15 protein-coding genes and 1 tRNA gene are annotated in these 21,135 nt (G+C 46.6%); 12 read left to right on the top strand and 4 right to left on the bottom strand.

The window, feature by feature from the left end; genetic code table 11:
• Window positions 1-98: 98 nt before the first annotated feature.
• Together A3Q3_RS0108955 and A3Q3_RS0108950 are read left to right on the top strand one after the other, a co-directional pair.
• Entirely contained in the window at window positions 99-2,327 is a 2,229-nt protein-coding gene (locus tag A3Q3_RS0108955) for a primosomal protein N' (protein ID WP_020183255.1), read from the top strand.
• 89 nt (window positions 2,328-2,416) lie between these two features.
• Window positions 2,417-2,490, top strand: a tRNA-Gly gene (locus tag A3Q3_RS0108950).
• 33 nt (window positions 2,491-2,523) lie between these two features.
• Here the strand turns inward: A3Q3_RS0108950 and A3Q3_RS0108945 are convergent.
• Window positions 2,524-2,907 (bottom strand): DUF192 domain-containing protein, encoded by a 384-nt coding sequence (locus A3Q3_RS0108945; protein WP_020183254.1) that lies wholly within the window; start codon window positions 2,905-2,907, stop codon window positions 2,524-2,526.
• A 386-nt stretch (window positions 2,908-3,293) separates the two neighbouring features.
• On the opposite strand from A3Q3_RS0108945, the gene A3Q3_RS0108940 reads away from it, so the two are divergent.
• The 4 genes from A3Q3_RS0108940 (at window position 3,294) to hemL (ending at window position 6,963) form a co-directional block, all read left to right on the top strand.
• On the top strand, window positions 3,294-4,067 hold the full coding sequence (locus A3Q3_RS0108940; RefSeq protein ID WP_020183253.1) for a TetR/AcrR family transcriptional regulator: 774 nt from the start codon (window positions 3,294-3,296) through the stop codon (window positions 4,065-4,067).
• A 127-nt stretch (window positions 4,068-4,194) separates the two neighbouring features.
• Window positions 4,195-5,058 carry a hydroxymethylpyrimidine/phosphomethylpyrimidine kinase gene (locus A3Q3_RS0108935; RefSeq protein ID WP_025225179.1) on the top strand — a complete coding sequence of 288 codons (864 nt, stop codon included), beginning with the start codon at window positions 4,195-4,197 and terminating at the stop codon, window positions 5,056-5,058.
• Window positions 5,030-5,665 (top strand): thiamine phosphate synthase, encoded by a 636-nt coding sequence (gene thiE / locus A3Q3_RS0108930; RefSeq protein ID WP_020183251.1) that lies wholly within the window; start codon window positions 5,030-5,032, stop codon window positions 5,663-5,665. The genes A3Q3_RS0108935 and thiE overlap by 29 nt, the downstream gene beginning before the upstream one ends.
• An 11-nt stretch (window positions 5,666-5,676) precedes the next feature.
• Window positions 5,677-6,963, top strand: coding sequence for a glutamate-1-semialdehyde 2,1-aminomutase (gene hemL / locus A3Q3_RS0108925; protein WP_020183250.1), 1,287 nt, complete (start codon window positions 5,677-5,679; stop codon window positions 6,961-6,963).
• A 10-nt stretch (window positions 6,964-6,973) separates the two neighbouring features.
• Here the strand turns inward: hemL and A3Q3_RS13820 are convergent, their stop codons facing one another.
• On the bottom strand, window positions 6,974-7,273 hold the full coding sequence (locus A3Q3_RS13820; protein WP_157355090.1) for a hypothetical protein: 300 nt from the start codon (window positions 7,271-7,273) through the stop codon (window positions 6,974-6,976).
• A 257-nt stretch (window positions 7,274-7,530) separates the two neighbouring features.
• On the opposite strand from A3Q3_RS13820, the gene gltB reads away from it, so the two are divergent.
• From gltB to hemE, 3 genes are all read left to right on the top strand, one after another.
• Window positions 7,531-12,147: a glutamate synthase large subunit gene (gene gltB, locus A3Q3_RS0108915; RefSeq protein ID WP_232418463.1), complete on the top strand. Its 4,617-nt coding sequence runs from the start codon at window positions 7,531-7,533 to the stop codon at window positions 12,145-12,147.
• A 27-nt stretch (window positions 12,148-12,174) separates the two neighbouring features.
• Window positions 12,175-13,602: a glutamate synthase subunit beta gene (locus A3Q3_RS0108910; protein ID WP_020183247.1), complete on the top strand. Its 1,428-nt coding sequence runs from the start codon at window positions 12,175-12,177 to the stop codon at window positions 13,600-13,602.
• 91 nt (window positions 13,603-13,693) lie between these two features.
• Window positions 13,694-14,755: a uroporphyrinogen decarboxylase gene (gene hemE / locus A3Q3_RS0108905; RefSeq protein WP_020183246.1), complete on the top strand. Its 1,062-nt coding sequence runs from the start codon at window positions 13,694-13,696 to the stop codon at window positions 14,753-14,755.
• A gap of 55 nt (window positions 14,756-14,810) precedes the next feature.
• On the opposite strand, the gene A3Q3_RS0108900 is transcribed toward hemE, so the two are convergent.
• Window positions 14,811-16,607: an ABC transporter transmembrane domain-containing protein gene (locus tag A3Q3_RS0108900; protein ID WP_020183245.1), complete on the bottom strand. Its 1,797-nt coding sequence runs from the start codon at window positions 16,605-16,607 to the stop codon at window positions 14,811-14,813.
• Window positions 16,608-16,724: 117 nt separating this feature from the next.
• Between A3Q3_RS0108900 and A3Q3_RS0108895 the strand changes: the two genes are divergently transcribed.
• The 3 genes from A3Q3_RS0108895 (at window position 16,725) to A3Q3_RS0108885 (ending at window position 20,253) form a co-directional block, all read left to right on the top strand.
• Window positions 16,725-16,967, top strand: coding sequence for a DUF3820 family protein (locus A3Q3_RS0108895; protein ID WP_020183244.1), 243 nt, complete (start codon window positions 16,725-16,727; stop codon window positions 16,965-16,967).
• A 99-nt stretch (window positions 16,968-17,066) separates the two neighbouring features.
• Window positions 17,067-17,999 (top strand): sensor domain-containing diguanylate cyclase, encoded by a 933-nt coding sequence (locus A3Q3_RS0108890; protein ID WP_020183243.1) that lies wholly within the window; start codon window positions 17,067-17,069, stop codon window positions 17,997-17,999.
• Window positions 18,000-18,126: 127 nt separating this feature from the next.
• Entirely contained in the window at window positions 18,127-20,253 is a 2,127-nt protein-coding gene (locus A3Q3_RS0108885; RefSeq protein ID WP_020183242.1) for a PhoX family phosphatase, read from the top strand.
• Between the two features lie 107 nt (window positions 20,254-20,360).
• Here A3Q3_RS0108885 and A3Q3_RS0108880 read toward each other — a convergent pair whose 3' ends face one another.
• A complete protein-coding gene (locus A3Q3_RS0108880; protein ID WP_152604085.1) occupies window positions 20,361-20,531 on the bottom strand; it encodes a glycine zipper 2TM domain-containing protein in 171 nt (56 codons plus the stop codon).
• Window positions 20,532-21,135: the final 604 nt, after the last annotated feature.

Genomic DNA, 21,135 nt, shown 5'->3' with positions numbered 1-21,135 from the left:
AAACAATATTTGGTGTAGAAAACGTTATTTTAACCTTAATTAAGTAGTGATTCACGCTATTTTCCATTTCCTATGATTAATCCTACTTGTCCGAATTCATGTCAGCACCACTAATCGAGCCCAACATTATAAGTGTTGCTTTGGATGTACCTTTAGACCGCACATTTGACTATCTGAATGCAGGCTTTCAGGTGCAGGTGGGGCAGCGCGTGGTGGTGCCATTTGCCGGCCGCCAATTGGTCGGTGTGGTACTGGCAATCCATCAACAAAGCGAAGTGCCGGTGGATAAGCTAAAAACCGTGCTGCATGTGTTTGATGATATTGCACTAGATACGCAAACCTATCAGTTACTGAAATTTTGTGCAGCTTATTATCACTACCCGTTAGGTCAAATGCTGATTAGCGCATTGCCGCTGCGCTTGCGCCAAATTAAACCTGCGGTATCGCGTAAGACCTTTGTTTACAGCTACGCAAAGCCGATTCCACCGGAGCGCATTCAAAAGCGCCAAATTGTACTGCAGCGCATTGTGACTGCATTGACTGTACAGCACAGCCTGTCAGAACAACAGTTATCGGAGGTTGCGACAGGTTGGCGCAAGTGGGTGCAACCACTCATCGAAGAAGGATTTATTCAAGCGCAAGAAGTCATCGCTATTCGCCCTTCTGTGCCAAGTTCGCATCAGGCACCAACGCTCAATGCCGAACAGCAGCATGCGACTCAGGCGGTTTTAGCCGCGCCCAAACAATTTAAGCCATGGTTGCTATATGGCATTACCGGCTCTGGGAAAACCGAAGTCTATATTCAATTGTTAGCCAATATTCTGGCGGAAGAACATACGCAAGCGCTGGTGCTGGTGCCAGAAATCAATTTAACACCACAGCTAGAAGCAAGATTTAGGAGTCGGTTAAGTCAATATCCGCTTGTGACGCTACACAGTAATTTGAGTGAGAGTGAGCGCTTACAAAATTGGCTGGCGGCAAAATCCGGTGCAGCCAAAATTGTGATTGGTACACGGCTAAGCGTGTTTACCCCCATGCCCCATTTAAAGCTGATGGTGATGGATGAAGAACACGATGGTTCATACAAGCAGCAAGAAGGCATGCGTTACCATGCACGCGATGTAGCGATGGTGCGCGCCAAGCAGTTGAATATTCCGATTGTATTGGGGAGTGCAACGCCCTCGTTAGAAACTTGGTATAACGCCACAACTTCCAATACCACCACGCAGCCAGAAAAGAAACAAAGTTATGGCTTGCTGACTTTAACGCAGCGCGCAGTTACACAGGCGCAGCTACCCAAGATTTTCTGCATAGATTCAGCAAAATCACCACTCGAGAATGGCTTGTCCCCCTTGCTGATAGAGGCCATGCGCAAGCGCTTAGCCAGGGGCGAACAAAGTTTACTGTTTATTAACCGGCGTGGGTATGCCCCGGTGCTACATTGTTCGGCTTGTTTATGGCATTCCAGTTGCACACGCTGCTCGGCCAAGCTGGTCGTCCATCTAAGTCAGCGCCGATTAAAGTGTCATCATTGTGGGCACGAGCAAAAGATTCCGTTGCAATGTCCAAGCTGTGGCAACGCAGATTTAAAACCCATTGGTCAAGCCACACAGCGTTTATCGCAAACGTTGGAATCACTTTTCCCCACCGCACGTATTGCGCGTGTAGACCGCGACAGCATGCGTAGCAAAGATGCCTTGACCACATTATTGAGCAAGGTACATGCAGGCGAGATTGATATCTTGGTGGGCACACAGATGTTGGCAAAAGGGCATGATTTCCCTAATCTGACTTTGGTCGGCGTGATAGACACAGACACTGCGCTATACAGCCCTGATTTTAGAGCCAGTGAACGTTTATTTTCGCAGTTGATGCAAGTGTCTGGTCGCGCTGGCCGGGCTGCTGTGGCAGGAGAAGTGTTAATTCAGACAGCGTTTCCGCAGCATGATTTGTTCCATGCATTGCGTGCGCAAGATTATGCCGCTTATGCCAATACCTTGCTACAAGAGCGCATAGCCATGCAGTTACCGCCCAGCCGCTTTTTTGTGCTGCTGAAAGCCGAAGCCAGCGATTATCAGCAGGTACAGCAGTTTTTAAACAGTGCTGCCGCCTATGCAAGGCAACATGCCAACGAAGTGACGCTATATGATCCGGTTCGGCCGCAGATGGAGCGCTTAAAAGGCTTGGAGAGAGCCTATGTATTATTGCAGGCAGAAAAACGCCAAACCCTACAACGTTTGCTGCATGTGTGGGTACCACAATTACGCGCGCACCCGTTATCTTCTAAAATACGCTGGGCGCTGGATATCGATCCACTAGAGTTTTAAGCAAACGACGCTGCTACTTAATTGTATAGATGACCGCTACAGCACCTCTAAAATACAGTAAAATAGCGTCCTGTAAAAAATCAATTTTTGCGGCTGTAGTTCAATGGTAGAACGCTAGCTTCCCAAGCTCGATACGCGGGTTCGATTCCCGTCAGCCGCTCCAAATTCTCCGATTGTGCCCAGCTGCTGAGTGATTTCAATCAGTCGTCGTCGGGTAAAAAATAAACGTTTGACCTATTTGCAAGTCCAAATTGATGGCTTGGCCCCCTCGCATTTTCATGGTGTGGGTGGCTTCTTTGCAATAAGTAAAACGCCAAGGTTGTAGCGCATGTACAATTTTAAGTACTTGGAATTGTTTGTTTAAAAAAATCAGATCAATGGCGTATTGCATACCGCAGGTGTGCGCGCTATTACAAGGGGAAAGTACTAGCGCTTCTCTATCGTTTAATGGCGGCCCAGATAAGAGTCCTTTGAGATTAGCAAAAAATCCGCCGGTAATTCTGGCGTTGATATACACATTGCCTGCCCGGATGTACGCAATGGTAACTTCATCTAAAGAAGGCGTTTTCGAGCTAGACATCTATTGTCCTTGATCTTAAATGGTTGTTTGCTAAAGTGTGGAGATTTTTGTAAACAAGTAAGCTATTTGCAGGCGCAAATGTTTTGATTGAACTGGGCTAACCATTAGCCCGTGTATATGCTGATAGATGCATTACTGTATGAGTATGCGATGTCATTACTTTATTCAAAATCACTCCCTCAAGTGGAAATTTCTTCAATAAATCAATAGCTGGTATGTGCAAATTAATCATCAAAAGCTAATCGGTCTTAGTGCCGTTATCTGCATTAAAATGTAAACTATTGTTAATAGCTTAAAAATAGCGCCATTATTATACATGTGTATATATTAGCACAGCTATTTATACAATTGTATATTTTTGTTAAATTCTTCAGGTTGATTTGGTCATGGAAAAAAGATCTCGCAAGCGGCAAGTAGATGAAAAGCGGTTAGAAGAAATCACTTTGATCGCCGAGGAAATCGTCGCCAAAAAAGGGATTAATGGCTTAACGCTGCAAGAAGTCATTAGTCAAAGCAGTGTTTCCAGAGGGACGTTTTATAAACAATTTCCCTCTAAAGAAACGCTCATTACTTATTTAGGCATCAAAGGGCTTAACTATTGGTCCGGTCTGATGGAATTGGCAAAAGGCTATGATGCCCTTTCTAGGGAGCGCCTATTGGTGCTGTACGCAACACATGTGTTGTGTCACCGACTCAAACCCATTAATTATCAATGTATCTTTATTGCAAATTCCGAAGTGAACAGGTTGGCGGTCAGTCCGGAACTGAATGGTATTTTAGACGACAGGATTAATCACCTGATTGCATTTATTGCAGAATGTATTACACAGGCGGTTGCCGAAAATAACTTAACTGTTCCGAATAGTTTATCGATTCCAGAATTAGCCTTTTTTATTTGGGCGAATCGCTATGGTGCAACCGTGGCTTCGTACAATTTTCAAATGGAACATGGCGATGACGATTTAACGCAAAAATATAAGCGCTACACCAATTATTGTTTAGACAATATGCAGTGGAAACCACTTTCGCAAGAAATTAACTACGAGCGTGTGTTGAATCACATTTTTACTGCTTTTTACAAGCAAGAGCGTAATCTAGCAAAAAAAATGCATACCACAATTCAGCCTTTTTCAATTACCGAGCAGGTGTTCGATATTTAGCCAATATACGCAGCGCGTTAACATTAGAGTCAATTGCATTTATGTAGGATAATAAGCACTTTGTAGCAATTGCTACTTGGTCTATTGCGATACATTTTTTAATTTTTACGCTTCGTTAGAGAGCATTATGGCACCTACCCCTCCCACCGTTATGACGTTTGCCGCCACAGATCCTAGTAGTGGTGCAGGCATGCAAGCCGATGTATTGGCGTTGGCCAGTATAGGCTGCCATCCGTTGTCAGTCATCACAGGCATTACTGTACAAGATACTGTGGGCGTGGAAAGTGTCATGCCTTTGGATGCAGATTGGATCAATGATCAAGCCCGCACCATCTTGGAAGATGTGCAGGTGGCTGCTTTTAAATTGGGTTTGCTCGGCAGTGTAGAAAATGTAGCGGTGATTGCGGAAATTGTGGCGGATTATCCTGATATTCCATTGTTGATAGATCCGATTTTGACCTCTGGCCGTGGCGATGAGTTGAGTAATGAGGAAATGCAGGCCGCCATGTGCGAGCTATTGTTCCCGCAAGCCACCCTGATTACGCCCAATAGTTTGGAAGCGCGTCGGCTGGCCTATTACGATGAAGGCGAAGAGGTCAAACATACTACTTTGGATGAATCTGCGCAGCGTTTGCTGGAAATGGGTTGCGAGTACGTGCTCATTACCGGCACACATGAGCGCTCGACTGATGTGGTGAACTCCCTGTATGGCATGCAAATGTCTGGCGTCAATGGCTTGATTAAAGCCTACCATTGGGAGCGTCTGGCTGGTAGCTATCATGGTTCCGGCTGCACGTTGACCAGTGCCATTGCTGCCTGTTTGGCGCATGGTTTGACCATGGAAGAAGCGGTGCAGGAAGCGCAAGAATACACATGGCAAACGCTCAAACACGCATTCCGCCCAGGCATGGGGCAATTTATCCCAGATAGATTCTTCTGGGCGCGTGAAGATGACAATCCAAATGACAAAGCCATCTCGCTACAACATTAAAGGTTTATACGCAGTCACGCCGGATATCTTGGAAGTAGAGCTGCTGTGTGAGAAAGTGCGTTTAACACTGGAAGGTGGCGCTTCACTTGTGCAGTATCGAAACAAGTTTGCAGACAAGCAGTTACTGTTACGTCAGGCGACTGCGCTGTTGGCACTATGCCGCAGCTTCGGTGTGCCACTCATTATTAACGATCATCTGGATTTGTGTGCGCAAATTGATGCGGATGGTTTGCATGTGGGCGCTTCAGATTGTGACTTAAGCGCAGCGCGTCGCTTGCTGGGCCCGCATAAAATCATTGGTGCGTCTTGCTATAACTGGTTAGATCTAGCCATTCAGGCAGAAGCTGCTGGCGCGTCTTATGTGGCGTTCGGCGCGTGCTTTGCTTCCGAAACCAAACCGAATGCCGTACATGCGCCGCTGAGCTTGTTTGCAGAGGCTAAGCAAAAGGTAAAGTTACCGCTGGTGGGCATAGGCGGCATTCATATCGACAATGCTCATCAAGTCATTGATGCCGGCGCAGATGCGCTTGCAGTGATTACGGATATTTTTTATGACGACGATATTCGTCACATAACCCAACGTTACACCCAATTATTTCATGCTTAACATTTTCTACTATGACAACCACTAACCAAACCCTGTTTGAAAAATCTCAACAACTTATTCCCGGTGGCGTGAATTCACCGGTGCGTGCATTTCGCTCGGTAGGCGGCACGCCGGTATTCTTTAAAAAAGGGTTGGGTTCCAAGCTGTGGGATGTCGATGGTAAAGAATACATTGATTACATCAACTCTTGGGGCCCGATGATTTTAGGGCATGCGCACCCCGAGGTGGTGGCAGCAGTACAGGCAGCGGCGGCCAATAGTTTATCGTTTGGCGCACCGACTGGCTTAGAGTTGGAAATGGCAGAGCTGATTAATAAGCTTGTGCCTAGCATGGAGCAAGTGCGTTTGAATAGCAGCGGCACCGAGGCAACCATGAGTGCGATTCGCACAGCGCGTGGTTTTACCGGGCGCGATAAAATCATTAAGTTTGAGGGTTGCTATCATGGGCATTCTGATGGCTTACTGGTAAAAGCGGGCTCTGGTTTGCTGACATTTGGTGAGCCGGATTCTGGCGGTGTGCCTGCAAGTGTGGCTGCACATACGCTCACGTTGGAATACAACAATACGCAGCAATTAGAAGATATATTCAAACAAATGGGTGATGAAATTGCCTGTGTGATTATTGAGCCAGTGGTCGGCAACATGAACCTAATCGTGCCGCACATGGAATTCCTGACTACATTGCGCGAACTATGTACCAAACACGGCGCGGTGTTGATATTTGATGAGGTGATGACAGGCTTCCGTGTCGCTTTAGGCGGTGCGCAGGCGCTTTATAACATTCAGCCGGACATGACAACGCTGGGCAAAGTCATTGGCGGTGGCTTACCAGTTGGCGCTTTTGGAGGACGCAAAGACATCATGCAATGCCTAGCGCCAGTAGGTAAAGTGTATCAAGCTGGTACGTTATCCGGTAATCCTGTCGCAGTCTCTGCCGGATTGACCACGCTTAAACTCGTGCAAGTTGCTGGATTTTACGACAAACTCACTGCGCAAACCAAAAAATTGATGGATGGTTTGATGCAAGCTGCTCAGCATGCAGGCGTGACTTTTTCTGCGCAGAGTGTAGGCGGTATGTTTGGCCTGTACTTCAGCCAGACTTGCCCAAGTAGCTATGCGGAAATTATGCGCGACAACAACAAGGCGCACTTTAACCAGTTTTTCCACAGCATGCTGGATAGCGGTGTCTATTTAGGGCCTTCTGCGTTCGAGGCAGGTTTTGTATCAGCCGCACATACCGATGCAGACATCACATACACCATCGAAGCTGCTGCTAAGGCTTTTGCATCACTGCGTTAATCTGCCGAAATCAATGGACTAGCTGAGGTGTCACGGTGCGCTGCACCTCATTGAGATCAGGCTCTTCCCTGCGCTCTACTTGTGTCGTTCTTGCTTGTCTTGGATGTTGGTAGACCGCATCTAGGCGCAAGCTGGCCTTCATCATGATGTTAGCGATGCTTTGAATGCTGCTCGGACTGAGTCTGATTGAAATGGAGCCCAGCTCCAGTTCGACCACTTCGCAATTGGGGCAATAGTACAATCTCACGCCCAGACTATCGGCCAAAATGATTTTTTCGCAAGCAGCATTATCAGGGGTTTGGTTCATCATCCACTCCTAAAAAGTGATTAAGATTAAATGCACTGTTTGCAAATGATAATCATTCTCATTTGAAGAGTCAACAAAATACGTACATTGGCGTATAAAAAACTTGGCTACTATCACTATAATCATGCTTAAATGATTGAACTTGCACATGTTTAACGGTATTATTGAAGGTTCCGCTAAATGTTTTGTAATTGAATTATTAGGCAAAGAATATGCAAGCCGTAAACACACCCGAAACCCTGGAGCAGACTCAAGCAACCATGCAGGCCCACACTGGATTGGCGCCAAAATCGCAAGGTTTGTACGATCGTCGCAATGAAAAAGATAGCTGTGGCGTTGGATTTGTAGCGCACATCAAAGGTAAGAAAAGCCACGATATCGTCGCAAAAGGCTTGGAGCTCTTAACCAATCTTACCCACCGTGGCGCCACTGGCTACGACCCTAAATTGGGCGATGGTGCTGGTCTTTTAATGCAAATGCCAGATGCGTTTATGCGTAAAGAGGCGGCTAAACTGAACATCGAATTGCCGGAAGTCGGCCAATATGCGGTTGGTAACTTGTTCCTGCCACAAGATCAGAAAAATCGTACGCAATGTGAAGCGATCATCGCTAAGATCATTGCAGAAGAGAATCAAACGTTATTAGGCTGGCGTGATGTACCGGTCGACAATGGCAATATTGCGGATGCAGCGCGTGAAGTAGAGCCATGTATGCGTCAAGTGATCGTGGCAAGTGCAGCCAAAGACAACAACGTTTTTGAACGTAAATGTTTTGTGATTCGCAAACGTATTGAGCATGCAGTGCGTGCACTCAACTTGCAGGACAAAGCACAGTTCTATGTGCCTTCATTTTCGTCACGTACCATCGTCTACAAAGGCATGCTGTTGGCAAATGAAGTAGGCGTGTACTACAAAGACTTAGTAGATGAAACAGTCGTTTCGGCACTTGCCTTGGTGCATCAGCGCTTTTCTACCAACACTTTCCCTGCTTGGGATTTGGCCCATCCTTTCCGCATGATTGCCCATAATGGCGAAATCAATACCGTGCAAGGCAATGTCAACTGGATGGCTGCGCGTCATGAGACGATGAAATCCACAGTGATTGGCGAAGATTTAGACAAGTTATGGCCATTGATTGCAGACGGCCAATCTGACTCAGCTTGTTTTGATAACTGTTTAGAGTTGTTGGTGGCTGGTGGTTACAGCTTGCCACATGCCATGATGATGTTGATTCCAGAGGCTTGGAATAACAATGCACTGATGGATGAAGATAGACGTGCATTCTACGAATATCACGCAGCGTTAATGGAGCCATGGGATGGCCCGGCAGCAGTAGCGTTTACCGATGGCAAGATGATTGGTGCAACTTTAGACCGTAATGGTTTGCGCCCTGCCCGTTATTTGGTGACAGAAGATGACATCGTGATGATGGCTTCTGAAATGGGGGTAATTACTTTCCCACAAGAGAAAATTATCAAAAAATGGCGTCTGCAACCAGGCAAAATGTTGCTGATCGACATGGAGCAAGGCCGCATCATTGACGACAATGAGGCGAAAAAACAGTTAGCCAATGCTAAGCCATATCGTCAATGGATCGAGCAGTCACGCTACCATTTGAGCGATTTGCCAAAAATCGAAGTGAACTTAACGCTGAACGAAACGCTGCTAGATACGCAGCAAGCATTTGGCTTTACACAAGAAGATATTAAGTTTGTATTGCAGCCTATGGTGGCTAACGGTGAAGAAGGTGCCGGCTCGATGGGTAACGATGCTGCCCTGCCCGTACTATCTAACAAACCAAAACAAATTTATAACTACTTCAAGCAGTTATTTGCGCAAGTGACCAACCCACCGATTGACCCGATCCGTGAAGAGTTGGTGATGTCTTTGGTCACGTTTATTGGCCCTAAACCTAATTTATTGAGCGTGGATGAAACCAATCCGCCGTTGCGTTTGGAAGCTAGCCAGCCCGTATTGATGCTAGAAGAGTTGGAGCAATTGAAAAATATTGAGTCTTCTACCAAAGGCCAATATAAATCATTGGTGTTAGATATTACGTACGATGCTGCTTTAGGTAAAGCCGGCATGGCCAATGCCATTAAAGCGCTACATGAGCAAGCAGTGAAAGCGGTGCATGCCGGCATCAACGTGTTGATTTTGTCTGATCGCGCTATCGCAAAAAATCGTGTTGCTATCCCTGCACTGCTTGCCTGTTCTGCAACACATGAACACTTGGTCAAAGAAGGCTTGCGTACCAGTACAGGTTTGGTGATTGATACGGGTTCAGCACGTGAGGTGCATCACTTTGCATTGCTCGCTGGTTATGGTGCAGAAGCCGTTTGCCCATGGCTAACGTTTGAAACCATCAAGCACTTAAGCGATGATGCCTATAAAGCACAGAAAAACTTTGTAAAAGCGATTGGCAAGGGCTTGTATAAAGTTATGTCCAAAATGGGTATTTCAACTTACCAATCTTACTGTGGTGCGCAAATTTTTGAAGCGATTGGCTTGAACACTGCGTTTGTGAATGAATACTTCACTGGAACGGCCACCCAAATCGAAGGGATTGGTATTGAGCAAGTAGCTGAAGAAGCGTTGCGCTTACACAACTCAGCATTTGGCAATGACCCCGTGCTTGCCAATGCATTGGATGCTGGTGGTGAATATGCTTTCCGTGTACGCGGTGAAGAGCATATGTGGACACCGGAGTCTATTTCTAAACTGCAAAATGCAACACGTACCGGCAAATACGACACTTATAAAGAATACGCAAAACTGATTAACGACCAAACACGTCGTCATATGACATTGCGTGGTTTATTCGAGATCAAGCCATTAGGCAATGCAATTCCATTAGAGCAAGTAGAGTCTGCTAAAGAAATCGTGAAACGTTTTGCAACCGGTGCGATGTCATTAGGTTCCATTTCTACAGAAGCACATGCTACCTTGGCGATTGCCATGAACCGTATTGGGGGTAAATCCAATACAGGTGAAGGTGGCGAAGATGCGAAACGCTTTATTCCAGTTGCGAATGCAACGACCATGGCGCAAGTTATTGGCGAGGACTTAGTTGAATCCAATATTCCGCTCAAAGCCGGCGATTCTATGCGCTCACGCATCAAACAAGTGGCGTCTGGCCGGTTTGGCGTGACAGCGAATTACTTGGCTTCTGCCGATCAAATTCAAATCAAAATGGCACAGGGTGCAAAACCAGGCGAAGGTGGTCAATTACCAGGCCATAAAGTATCACCTTATATTGCACAATTGCGATTCAGCGTGCCGGGTGTTGGTTTAATTTCACCACCACCACACCATGATATTTACTCCATTGAAGATTTAGCGCAACTAATTCACGACTTAAAAAACGCGAATCCAAAAGCGTCTATTTCTGTGAAACTAGTGTCAGAAACAGGTATTGGTACTGTGGCTGCAGGTGTGGCCAAAGCCAAGTCAGACCACATCGTGGTTGCGGGTCATGACGGAGGTACGGGTGCATCACCAATTTCATCGATTAAGCATGCAGGTACGCCTTGGGAATTAGGCTTAGCCGAAACCCAACAAACGCTGGTATTAAATCAACTGCGCGGCCGTGTAGTCGTGCAGGTGGATGGTCAAATGAAAACAGGCCGCGATGTATTGATAGGCGCATTGCTAGGGGCAGATGAGTTTGGCTTTGCCACAGCACCTCTGGTGGTGGAGGGCTGTATCATGATGCGTAAGTGTCACCTCAACACTTGCCCAGTTGGCGTAGCGACACAAGACCCTGAATTACGTAAGAAATTTACTGGCCAACCAGAACACGTGGTGAACTACTTCTTCTTTGTGGCTGAAGAGTTGCGCGAGCTAATGGCCAGCATGGGTGTTGCGAAATTTGATGACTTGATTGGCCGTGCAGATTTGCTGGACATGAAGGCTGGTATCGAACATTGGAAAATTAATGGTTTGGATTTCAGCAAAGTGTTCCACTTACCAGCGATGCCAGCGAGCGTTTCACGCAAAAATAACGATGTGCAAGACCATGGCTTGGTGAATGCGTTGGATAACAAGCTGATTGCCTTAGCGAAACCAGCGTTAGAAAAAGGTGAGCAAGTGAATATTGATATTGCTATCACCAACACGAATCGTACCGTCGGCACCATGTTGTCTAACCAAATTGCCAGCCGCTATGGTGCGCAAGGGTTACCAAATGGCACCATCCATGTGAAATTTACAGGTACGTCTGGCCAAAGTTTTGCAGCCTTTTTAGCCAAAGGTATTACGTTTGAATTGACCGGTGAAGGTAATGACTACGTAGGTAAAGGCTTGTGTGGTGGCCGTATCATCATCAAACCGCCAGTGACTTTCCGTGGTATCTCGCATGAGAACATTATTGTAGGCAATACCGTGATGTACGGTGCAACCACAGGTGAAAGTTATCTCAGCGGTGTAGCTGGTGAACGTTTCTGTGTACGTAACTCAGGTGCTTCTGCCGTGGTAGAAGGCGTGGGCAATCACGGTTGTGAATACATGACAGGCGGTACCGTGGTGGTGCTTGGCTTAACAGGTCAAAACTTTGCTGCGGGCATGAGTGGTGGCGTAGCTTATGTGTATGACGAAGACGGTATGTTTGCGCAACGTTGCAATATGAGCATGGTGACACTTGAGAAAGTAGAAGCCGCCGATGCAGATGTAGGCAAGGTGCAGCATTTGGGTCAGCCAGATGAAGTAACGCTAAAAGGTTTGATTGAAAACCATGCACAGTTAACAGGCAGTACACGTGCAAAAGCGTTATTGGCAGATTGGACTAATGCGAGAACAAAATTTGTAAAAGTCATGCCTAATGAGTACAAGCGCGCCTTGACAGAACTTGCAGCAGCCACTGCAAAACAAGCAGCCTAATAACGTATTGATTGAGAAAATAAAGATATGGGTAAAGTAACTGGTTTTATGGAGTTCGAGCGTCTGTCTGAGGCAAATTTGCCAGTACAGGATCGCGTTAAAAACTATAAAGAGTTTGTATTACATCTCACCGATGACCAAGCCAAGCAACAAGGTGCACGTTGCATGGATTGTGGTATTCCATTCTGTACTACTGGCTGTCCAATCAACAATATCATTCCGGATTGGAATGATTTGGTATACAACCAAGATTGGCACAGTGCGATTGATGTATTGCATTCCACCAATAATTTCCCAGAATTTACTGGACGTATTTGCCCAGCACCGTGTGAGGCAGCCTGTACGCTCAACATCAATAACGATGCAGTTGGCATTAAATCCATTGAGCATGCGATTATTGATAAAGCATGGGAAAATGATTGGGTCACACCACAAATCAACCCGAATAAAACCGGTAAAAAAATTGCAGTCGTGGGCTCAGGCCCCGCTGGTTTGGCTGCTGCACAGCAATTAGCACGCGCCGGTCATGCAGTGACTGTATTAGAAAAAAATGACCGTATTGGTGGTTTGTTACGCTACGGTATTCCTGACTTCAAAATGGAAAAATCCCATATTGATCGTCGTATGGCGCAAATGGAAGCCGAAGGTGTGACGTTTAAAGTCAATCAATACGTAGGTGAGAATGTCAACGCAGATGATGTAGTCAATCAATATGACGCTGTCATCTTGGCTGGTGGCGCGGAACACCCACGTGATTTGCCAGTACCGGGTCGCGAATTAGATGGCGTACATTTTGCCATGGACTTTTTAACACCACAAAATAAAGTAGTCGCAGGCGATACGATCCCTGATCGCATCATGGCGACTAACAAACACGTGGTGGTGATTGGTGGCGGTGATACCGGTTCTGACTGTGTCGGTACTTCAAATCGTCATGGCGCATTGAGTATTAGCCAGTTTGAACTGATGCCACAACCGCCAGAAAAAGAAAACAAAGAGCTGGTATGGCCAAACTGGCCATTAAAGCTACGTACTTCTAGCTCACATGAGGAAGGTGCAAACCGTGATTGGTCTGTCACCACCAAAGAGCTGATTGGCGAAAACGGCAAAGTAGTCGGCTTAAAAGCGGCACGTGTAGAATGGAAAGACGGCAAAATGGCTGAAGTACCTGGCTCTGAATTTATCATGAAAGCAGATTTGGTATTGTTGGCCATGGGTTTTGTTTCCCCCTTACAAAAGGTATTGGATGCCTTTGGCGTGGAAAAAGATAACCGTGGCAATGCCAAAGCGGCTACTGAGGGTGACAGCAGCTACAAGACTTCTAAAGCCAAAGTATTTGCGGCTGGAGATATGCGTCGCGGTCAATCATTAGTGGTATGGGCCATCCGTGAAGGTCGTCAAGCAGCACGTGCTGTGGATGAGTTTTTAATGGGCGCTTCTGCATTGCCTAGATAGTGCATAGCAAGATAAGTTAGATTGATATTCATCAGTGTTTGATAATTGAATTGGGGATACGATGTATCCCCAAGTTTTTTGAGCATAAGCAATGACCACATTACAAAATGATACTTTTTTAAAAGCGCTGATGCGCCAACCCACTACATACACGCCAGTATGGATGATGCGTCAAGCGGGGCGTTATTTACCAGAGTATCGTGAAAGCCGCAAAACAGCTGGTAGTTTTATGCAGTTATGTCAAAGCCCTAGCTTTGCTACAGAAGTGACCTTACAGCCACTAGACCGCTACCCATTAGATGCCGCCATTCTGTTTTCGGATATTTTAACGGTGCCAGATGCCATGGGTTTGGGGCTATATTTCACCGAAGGTGAAGGCCCTAAGTTTGAGCGCACTGCCAGTGATGAAGCTTCTATCCGCGCACTAGAAGTGCCAGACATGGCCAAGCTGCAGTATGTGTTTGATGCAGTCAGCAGCATCCGAAAAGCCTTGAATGGGCGCGTACCACTGATTGGTTTTTCTGGTAGCCCATGGACGCTTGCCACCTATATGGTGGAAGGCAAAGGTGGTACAGACTTCTTAAACACTAAAAAGCTGATGTATGCGCGTCCGGAATTGCTGCATCATATTTTAGAGGTGAATGCGCAAACTATTATTCAATACCTCAATGCGCAAATTGCTGCAGGTGCACAAGCGGTCATGATCTTTGATTCATGGGGTGGCGCACTATCGCACAACGCCTATGTTCAGTTCTCACTCAATTATATGCAAAAAATCGTGGCGGGTTTAACCAAAACGGCAGATGGGAAAACAGTGCCTAGCATTGTATTTACCAAGGGCGGTGCGCTGTGGCTAGAAGCACAAGCTGCCATTGGTGCAGATGCTTTAGGCTTAGATTGGGTAGTGGATATTGGTCAAGCACGTCAGCGTGTGGGTAACAAAGTGGGGCTACAAGGCAATATGGACCCAGCCATTTTGTTAAGTACACCAGAAGCGATTGAGAAAGAAGTGGCAAGTATTTTAGCCAGTTACGGCCATGGCCATGGCCATGTGTTTAACTTGGGTCATGGCATTACGCAATGGACGCCACCAGAAAATGCTGCAGCGTTTATTGCCGCTGTTCACAAGCACAGTAAGCAGTACCACGTTTAATTCATGACACTCGGGCCACTACTTTGCAGGGGCTGGCGTCGTCAATTTTGACAGTCTAACTTGCATCAAACTGTAGATTAGCCAGCTTGGCGTACAGCCCAGACTGCAGTCGTAACTGTTCTGGGCTACCCATTTCCACAATTTCCCCTTGCCCCATCACAATGATGCGATCTGCTTTTTGCACGGTGGCTAAACGATGGGCAATGATCAAGGTAGTGCGGCCTTGCATAGCGGCGTTCAAGCCTTGTTGCACCAAAATTTCGGATTCTGCATCCAATGCACTGGTGGCTTCGTCTAGCAATAAGATGGGGGCATCTTTTAAAATGGCGCGCGCAATGGCAATGCGCTGGCGCTGACCTCCAGACAAACGGGTGCCGCGCTCGCCTAAAAAGGTTTGGTAACCTTCAGGTAGTTGTGTCACAAACTGTGCGACTTGTGCTGCTTCTGCGGCGGCCATCACTTCAGTATCAGTCGCATTTTGACGTCCATAGCGAATATTCTCTAATACGTTGGCTGAAAAGATGACGGGATCTTGCGGCACAATCGCCATCATGCCGCGTAAGTCTTGCAGTGAAAGCTGGCGAATATCTTGACCATTGATCTGAATGCTGCCAGAAATGACATCGTAAAAACGCAATAACAGTTGAAACATGGTGGTTTTACCCGCACCAGAAGGCCCGACTAAGGCAATCGTTTCTCCCGCTTTAATTTCTAGGTTGATTTGTTTAAGTGCCGGGCTTAATGGTCTGGATGGATAGTAAAAATGCACATCTTGAAAGGAAATCGACGCCTGCAGGTGATTTGCCAAAGCAAGCTGATTTTCAGATGCCTGGATGAGGGATGTAGTGTGTAATAACTCCAACAAGCGTTCCGTTGCCCCCGCCGCACGCATGATATCGCCCCATACTTCGGCCATGGTGCTCACACTACCCGCTACCATTGCTGCGTAAAGTACAAACGAGGCTAACTCTCCTCCCGTCATCACCCCTTGGCTGACTTGGCGTGCGCCTAGCCACAATACAAAGATAATGGTGCCCATGACCGCAGTGATAATGATGGCGGTCAGTAAGGCGCGCACGCGTACTCTGCGGATAGCAGTCTTGAAGCTGAGCTCGGCAGAGGCGGTAAAGCGTTTAATCTCGCGCTGCTCTTGGGTATACGATTGCACGGTGGGCATGGCATTTAAAATCTCACCCGCCATGGCAGAGCTATCCGCGATACGATCTTGCGATTCACGCGAGAGCTTTTTTACAGACCGGCCTATCATCATGATTGGTAGAATCAGACAGATCATCAGCCCGATATTGATGGAGAACAGGTAAAAGCTAGTGACGGCCAGCATGATCATGCCGCCAATAAATTGGAATAAGCTGCGTAAGCCCATGGATGCGGAGCTACCCACCACCGTTTGAATCAGTGTGGTATCGCCGGTGAGGCGCGATAGCACCTCGCCCGTTTGTAATGTCTCAAAAAATTGTGGCGATTGGTGCATTACACGTCCGTAGACCGCGCTACGTAAGTCAACGGTGACGCGCTCGCCAATCCACGAGACTGTGAAATAACGCGAGGCGACCATCAACGCCCAGAAAGCAGCCAAGCCAAACAGCACGCCAAACTGTGTGTTAAGGTTGACATGACTGGCTAGGTTAGCGGTTTTTGCACTGCCAAAACCCACGTCAATCAAATCGCGAAACGCCAATGGCACCAATAGTAATGCGCCGGATGCTAAACACAGCAACACAAAGGCGATGCTGGCCTGCAGGCGATATGGTTTTAAAAAAGGCCATAAATCTTTAAGTGAAGCGACGTTTTTGGTCTGCGTGTTATTGGAGGAGCGTTTGGTTTCTGTCATTGTTGTCTTTTTCGTTCATCGTGCCTATATATTGGAGACCATGATGCCATGTTTAAAGTGCATCAAGTGAATAAATAATTACGTGGATTCACAGAGCAATTGCTTTAACATAACCATATGCACGATGAAGATTTAGTAAAGTTGGTGACTTTTCCCATGCCATACGGCAAATACAAAGGGCGTTTACTGGCCGATTTACCCGGCCATTATTTAAATTGGTTTGCACGCGAGGGCTTTCCTAAAGGTGAGCTAGGGCGCTTATTACAATTGATGCAAGAAATTGACCATAATGGGTTAAGCGATTTACTCACACCACTCAGGCAAGAAAAATCTTCAGTGACAAACAAGCTACGCGAGTAATTTATTCGTGAATAATTAAATATATTGGTAACTCATGCCGTTAAAGATTTAAATATCCGTATAAAATATCGCTTAAGAATAAAGAGTCACAAAGTCATCATGCAAAATCAACCGCAGAACCAAACCACCGATCAAGACGTATATAAAACCTTGCTTGAGTCCACCAAAGCCATTCCTTGGCAAATCGATTGGCGCACTATGCAGTTCAGTTATATCGGCCCGCAAATTGAAAAACTACTGGGTTGGACTGTCGATAGCTGGGTCAGCGCGGAAGATTGGATTGCCAGAATGCATCCGGAAGATCGCGAAATTGTGCCTGGTTATTGTATCGCGCAATCTAAGGCTGGCCATGATCACGAGGCCGACTATCGTGCCTTGACCAAAAGTGGTCACTATGTGTGGATTCGTGATGTGGTGCATGTGGTGCGTGATGAACAAGGTGAAGTGACCTCGCTGATTGGTTTTATGTTTGATATTAGCGAACGCAAGAAATCCGAAGAGGAAATACTGCGTCTGCAAAAAGAGCTGGAGCACCTGTCGTTTAAAGATGGGCTAACCGATTTACCGAATCGCCGCATGTTTGATTCGGTGATTGAGCTGGAATGGCTGAATGCAAAACGGCATCGCCATCCCCTGTCATTAATTATCTTAGACATTGATTTCTTTAAGCAATACAACGATTGTTACGGCCACCTGCAAGGCGATACTTGCTTGAAGCAGGTGACACAAGTCTTGAGTCAGGCGGTGACACGTTCACGCGATTTGATTGCAAGGTTTGGTGGCGAAGAGTTTGTGATTGTATTGCCAGAAACCGATGCGGTGGCGGCAAGAACGATCGCAGAACGCTGTCAGCATTTAATACAGCAGGCCAATATTCCACATCAGCAATCGCAAGTGGCCAATATCCTGACCATTAGCCAAGGCGTGAATACGATTATTCCATCTCAAAAAGATGACTTATTTGCGTTTATTGAAAAAACAGACAAGCAGTTGTATCAAGCCAAGCAAGCGGGCAGAAATACTATCGTTTAGGTTGATACACTTAGCTCAGTGTGTAAGCTAGACGCATCAGGGCTATTTGCCCACGTCATTCTGATGTCATATTCAATGCAGACAATCTTAACAATAATACAAAATTTTAAAATTGTTAGGAGATGACATGAGTAGTGCACTACACCCGGATGGCAAGCTAAACCCTGCCGACACCATTGCAAACCCGAGCAGTCACGAGACCATTCGTGATTTGATCGAAACGCGTCTGTTTACACGCCGCACTTTTATCAAAGGCTCACTTGGCGCTACTGCGCTTGCTACTGTAGGCGGTTCACTTTTATCTTGTGTCGCCAATGATGCTTCTGCCCACAAATACAAAGGCGATCACAAGCCAGTTGATCAGCAACCAGACATTGGATTTACCCCAGTTGCGCCCAATGTGATTCCAATGACTGATGCGGTGACAGTGCCTGCTGGCTATACCGCACGCGTGCTAGTGTCATGGGGAGATTCTCTCACCAAGGCGCCGCATTGGGATCCCTCTACGCCTATGGATGAAGCCACACAAGTGCGATGCTATGGCGGCCATACTGATGGCATGCATTACTTTGCATTCCCCTTTACAGGACATGGCGCGTTAGCTAGCAAACGAGGTTTGTTAGTGACCAATAGCGAGTACGTCGACCCAGCATTGTTGAGTGGCGTTGCACCGGCCGCTGATTATGCCAAAGTCGCCATTACGCCAGAAATGGTCAAAGCGCAACAGGCTGGCCATGGCGTGAACGTGGTGGAGATTTATCAGGAGAAAAAGCAAGATTGGGAAGTCCGTCGCAATTCTCCGTTTAACCGCCGTATCACCGGCAATACACCTATCGTTGTCAGCGGCCCGGCTGCGGGTCATGCAATGTTGCGTACAGAAGCCGACAACAAAGGCCGCTTAGTGTTGGGTACGTTGAATAATTGTGCAAATGGCTATACACCTTGGGGCACTTACCTGACTTGCGAAGAAAACTTCAATGGCTATTTTGGTTCTGTAGATGCTAGCTTTGTGCCAACCGCACATGAAAATCGTTATGGCCTAAGCCGTGCCGGATTCGGCTACCGTTGGCATGAGGCCGATCCGAGGTTTGAGTTAAGCGCAAATCGTAACGAGCCAAATCGCTTTGGCTGGGTAGTTGAAGTTGATCCATGGGATCCTAAAAGCAAGCCGATTAAACGCACCGCATTAGGCCGTTTTAAACATGAAAGTGCCGCCATTTCTGTAGATGCTGACGAGCGCGTAGCTTTATATATGGGTGATGATGAGCGCAACGAGTATGTGTATAAATTTGTGTGTGCACGCAGATACAACAAGCGTAATCAACACGCCAATCGAGATATGTTAGATAACGGCACGCTATATGTCGCAAAATTCAATGCCGATGGTTCAGGCACTTGGCTGCCCCTGATTTGGGGACAAAACGGATTAACCACGGAAAATGGTTTTGCTGACCAAGCTGAGGTGTTGATTAAAGCACGCCAGGCCGGCGACCGTTTAGGCGCAACCATGATGGATAGGCCGGAATGGGCTTCAGTGCATCCAAGTACTGGCGAAGTCTATTTAACATTGACCAATAATAGCCGCCGTGGCAATACGCCTGTGTCGTCCAATAAAGCAGATGGGACCACCACTGCTGCTACCGCTAACCCAGTGGTAGATGCAGCTAACCCAAGACCTGATAACGATTATGGACATATCATTCGTTGGCGTGAGGATGGTGACACCGTCACCGCGACGAGTTTTGTCTGGGATATTTTTGTGCAATGCGGAGACAAAGCCACCACCAAAGCATTGGCGGGTTCTTATACCAATGCAGAGTTCGATGGCCAAAACGTGGGTTATCAAGGCAATATCAATGGCGATGATTACGGCGCGCCAGATGGTTTATGGTTTGATAAACATGGCCGACTATGGATTCAAACGGATCAGCCCGGAGATGCAAAAGGCGATTGGGCCAACATCGGTGGCAATATGATGCTATGCGCAGACCCGACGACTGGCGAAACACGTCGCTTTTTAACGGCACCACCGCATGCAGAAGTCACGGGGCTGATTGGCACGCCAGATGGTAAGACGATGTTTGTGGGTATTCAGCACCCTGGTGAAGATTGGGCAACCAGCTTTACCGATCATTCAACTTGGCCAGACAACGGTGCCAACGGTCCTACAACTTACCGTGGCAGAGGCGTGGCGAAGCCACGTTCTAGTGTGATTGTGATTACGAAAGACGATGGTGGCGTGATTGGCACTTAATCTGGCTATCTAGATCTGCTATCTCGCGCAGTTGGATTGCGCTACTAATAATAATGACATGTAAAAACGGCGTGCTAGCACGCCGTTTTTATTGGGTAACAGGAATGTTAATGCTTGCCGACTTGATTACCAATAATACCGCCAATCGCAGCGCCACCCACTGTACCAATACCACTACCGCCAGTAAGTACTGCACCGGCAACAGCACCTACCCCAGCACCAATTGCAGTATTCTTGTTACGTGTGGTCATGCTACTACACCCACTTAATCCCACCATCAATGCAACGGCAATAATCAATGGCTTAGCTCTTCCAATATATAGTTTTTTACGCATCGTAAATCACTTTCTCTTGGTTGATAAAGTTTAGTGCTTAATGATGTGACTTTTATTCTACATGATTGGTTCATTGCAATTTCAACCCTTACTTTTGCACCAAATGTGTGCATTGTGTGACGATGCGATTTTCAAAATGTGTGCACCTAGCATTCACTTAGCACCGTTATGTAGCTGAATACGTGATCTAACGTACAACCGCCTTAACATTGCCCCTGTAAAAATATTGATACTACGCATAAGATTAAGCTGTATTGCCAGTAGCAGTGCAATAGCATTAATTTACCAACCTATTGTTTTTAATGAATTTTATTTTAAATTTCCCCGCGTGGTAATTGCCGAGTGACCATGTCATTGCGAAAACTAAACAATATTATTAAGTGTTTTCCAGCAATTGATTTTTGATGTCTTCTATTAATCTTGCATTGTGCCCTACTCAGCTATTTGCACTGGGTGCTCGTCAAAGTAAGTGCACTCAAATGGCTTGGAACGGGAATTGCTTTATAAATACTAAAGCATGTTTATTTAAAATTTTAGGTTTGCGGGG

Source organism: Methylotenera sp. 1P/1, from assembly GCF_000384355.1.
Classification (GTDB): domain Bacteria; phylum Pseudomonadota; class Gammaproteobacteria; order Burkholderiales; family Methylophilaceae; genus Methylophilus.
The sequence above is the reverse complement of the archived record's forward strand: the minus strand, read 5'-3'. Positions and strand labels throughout refer to the sequence as shown.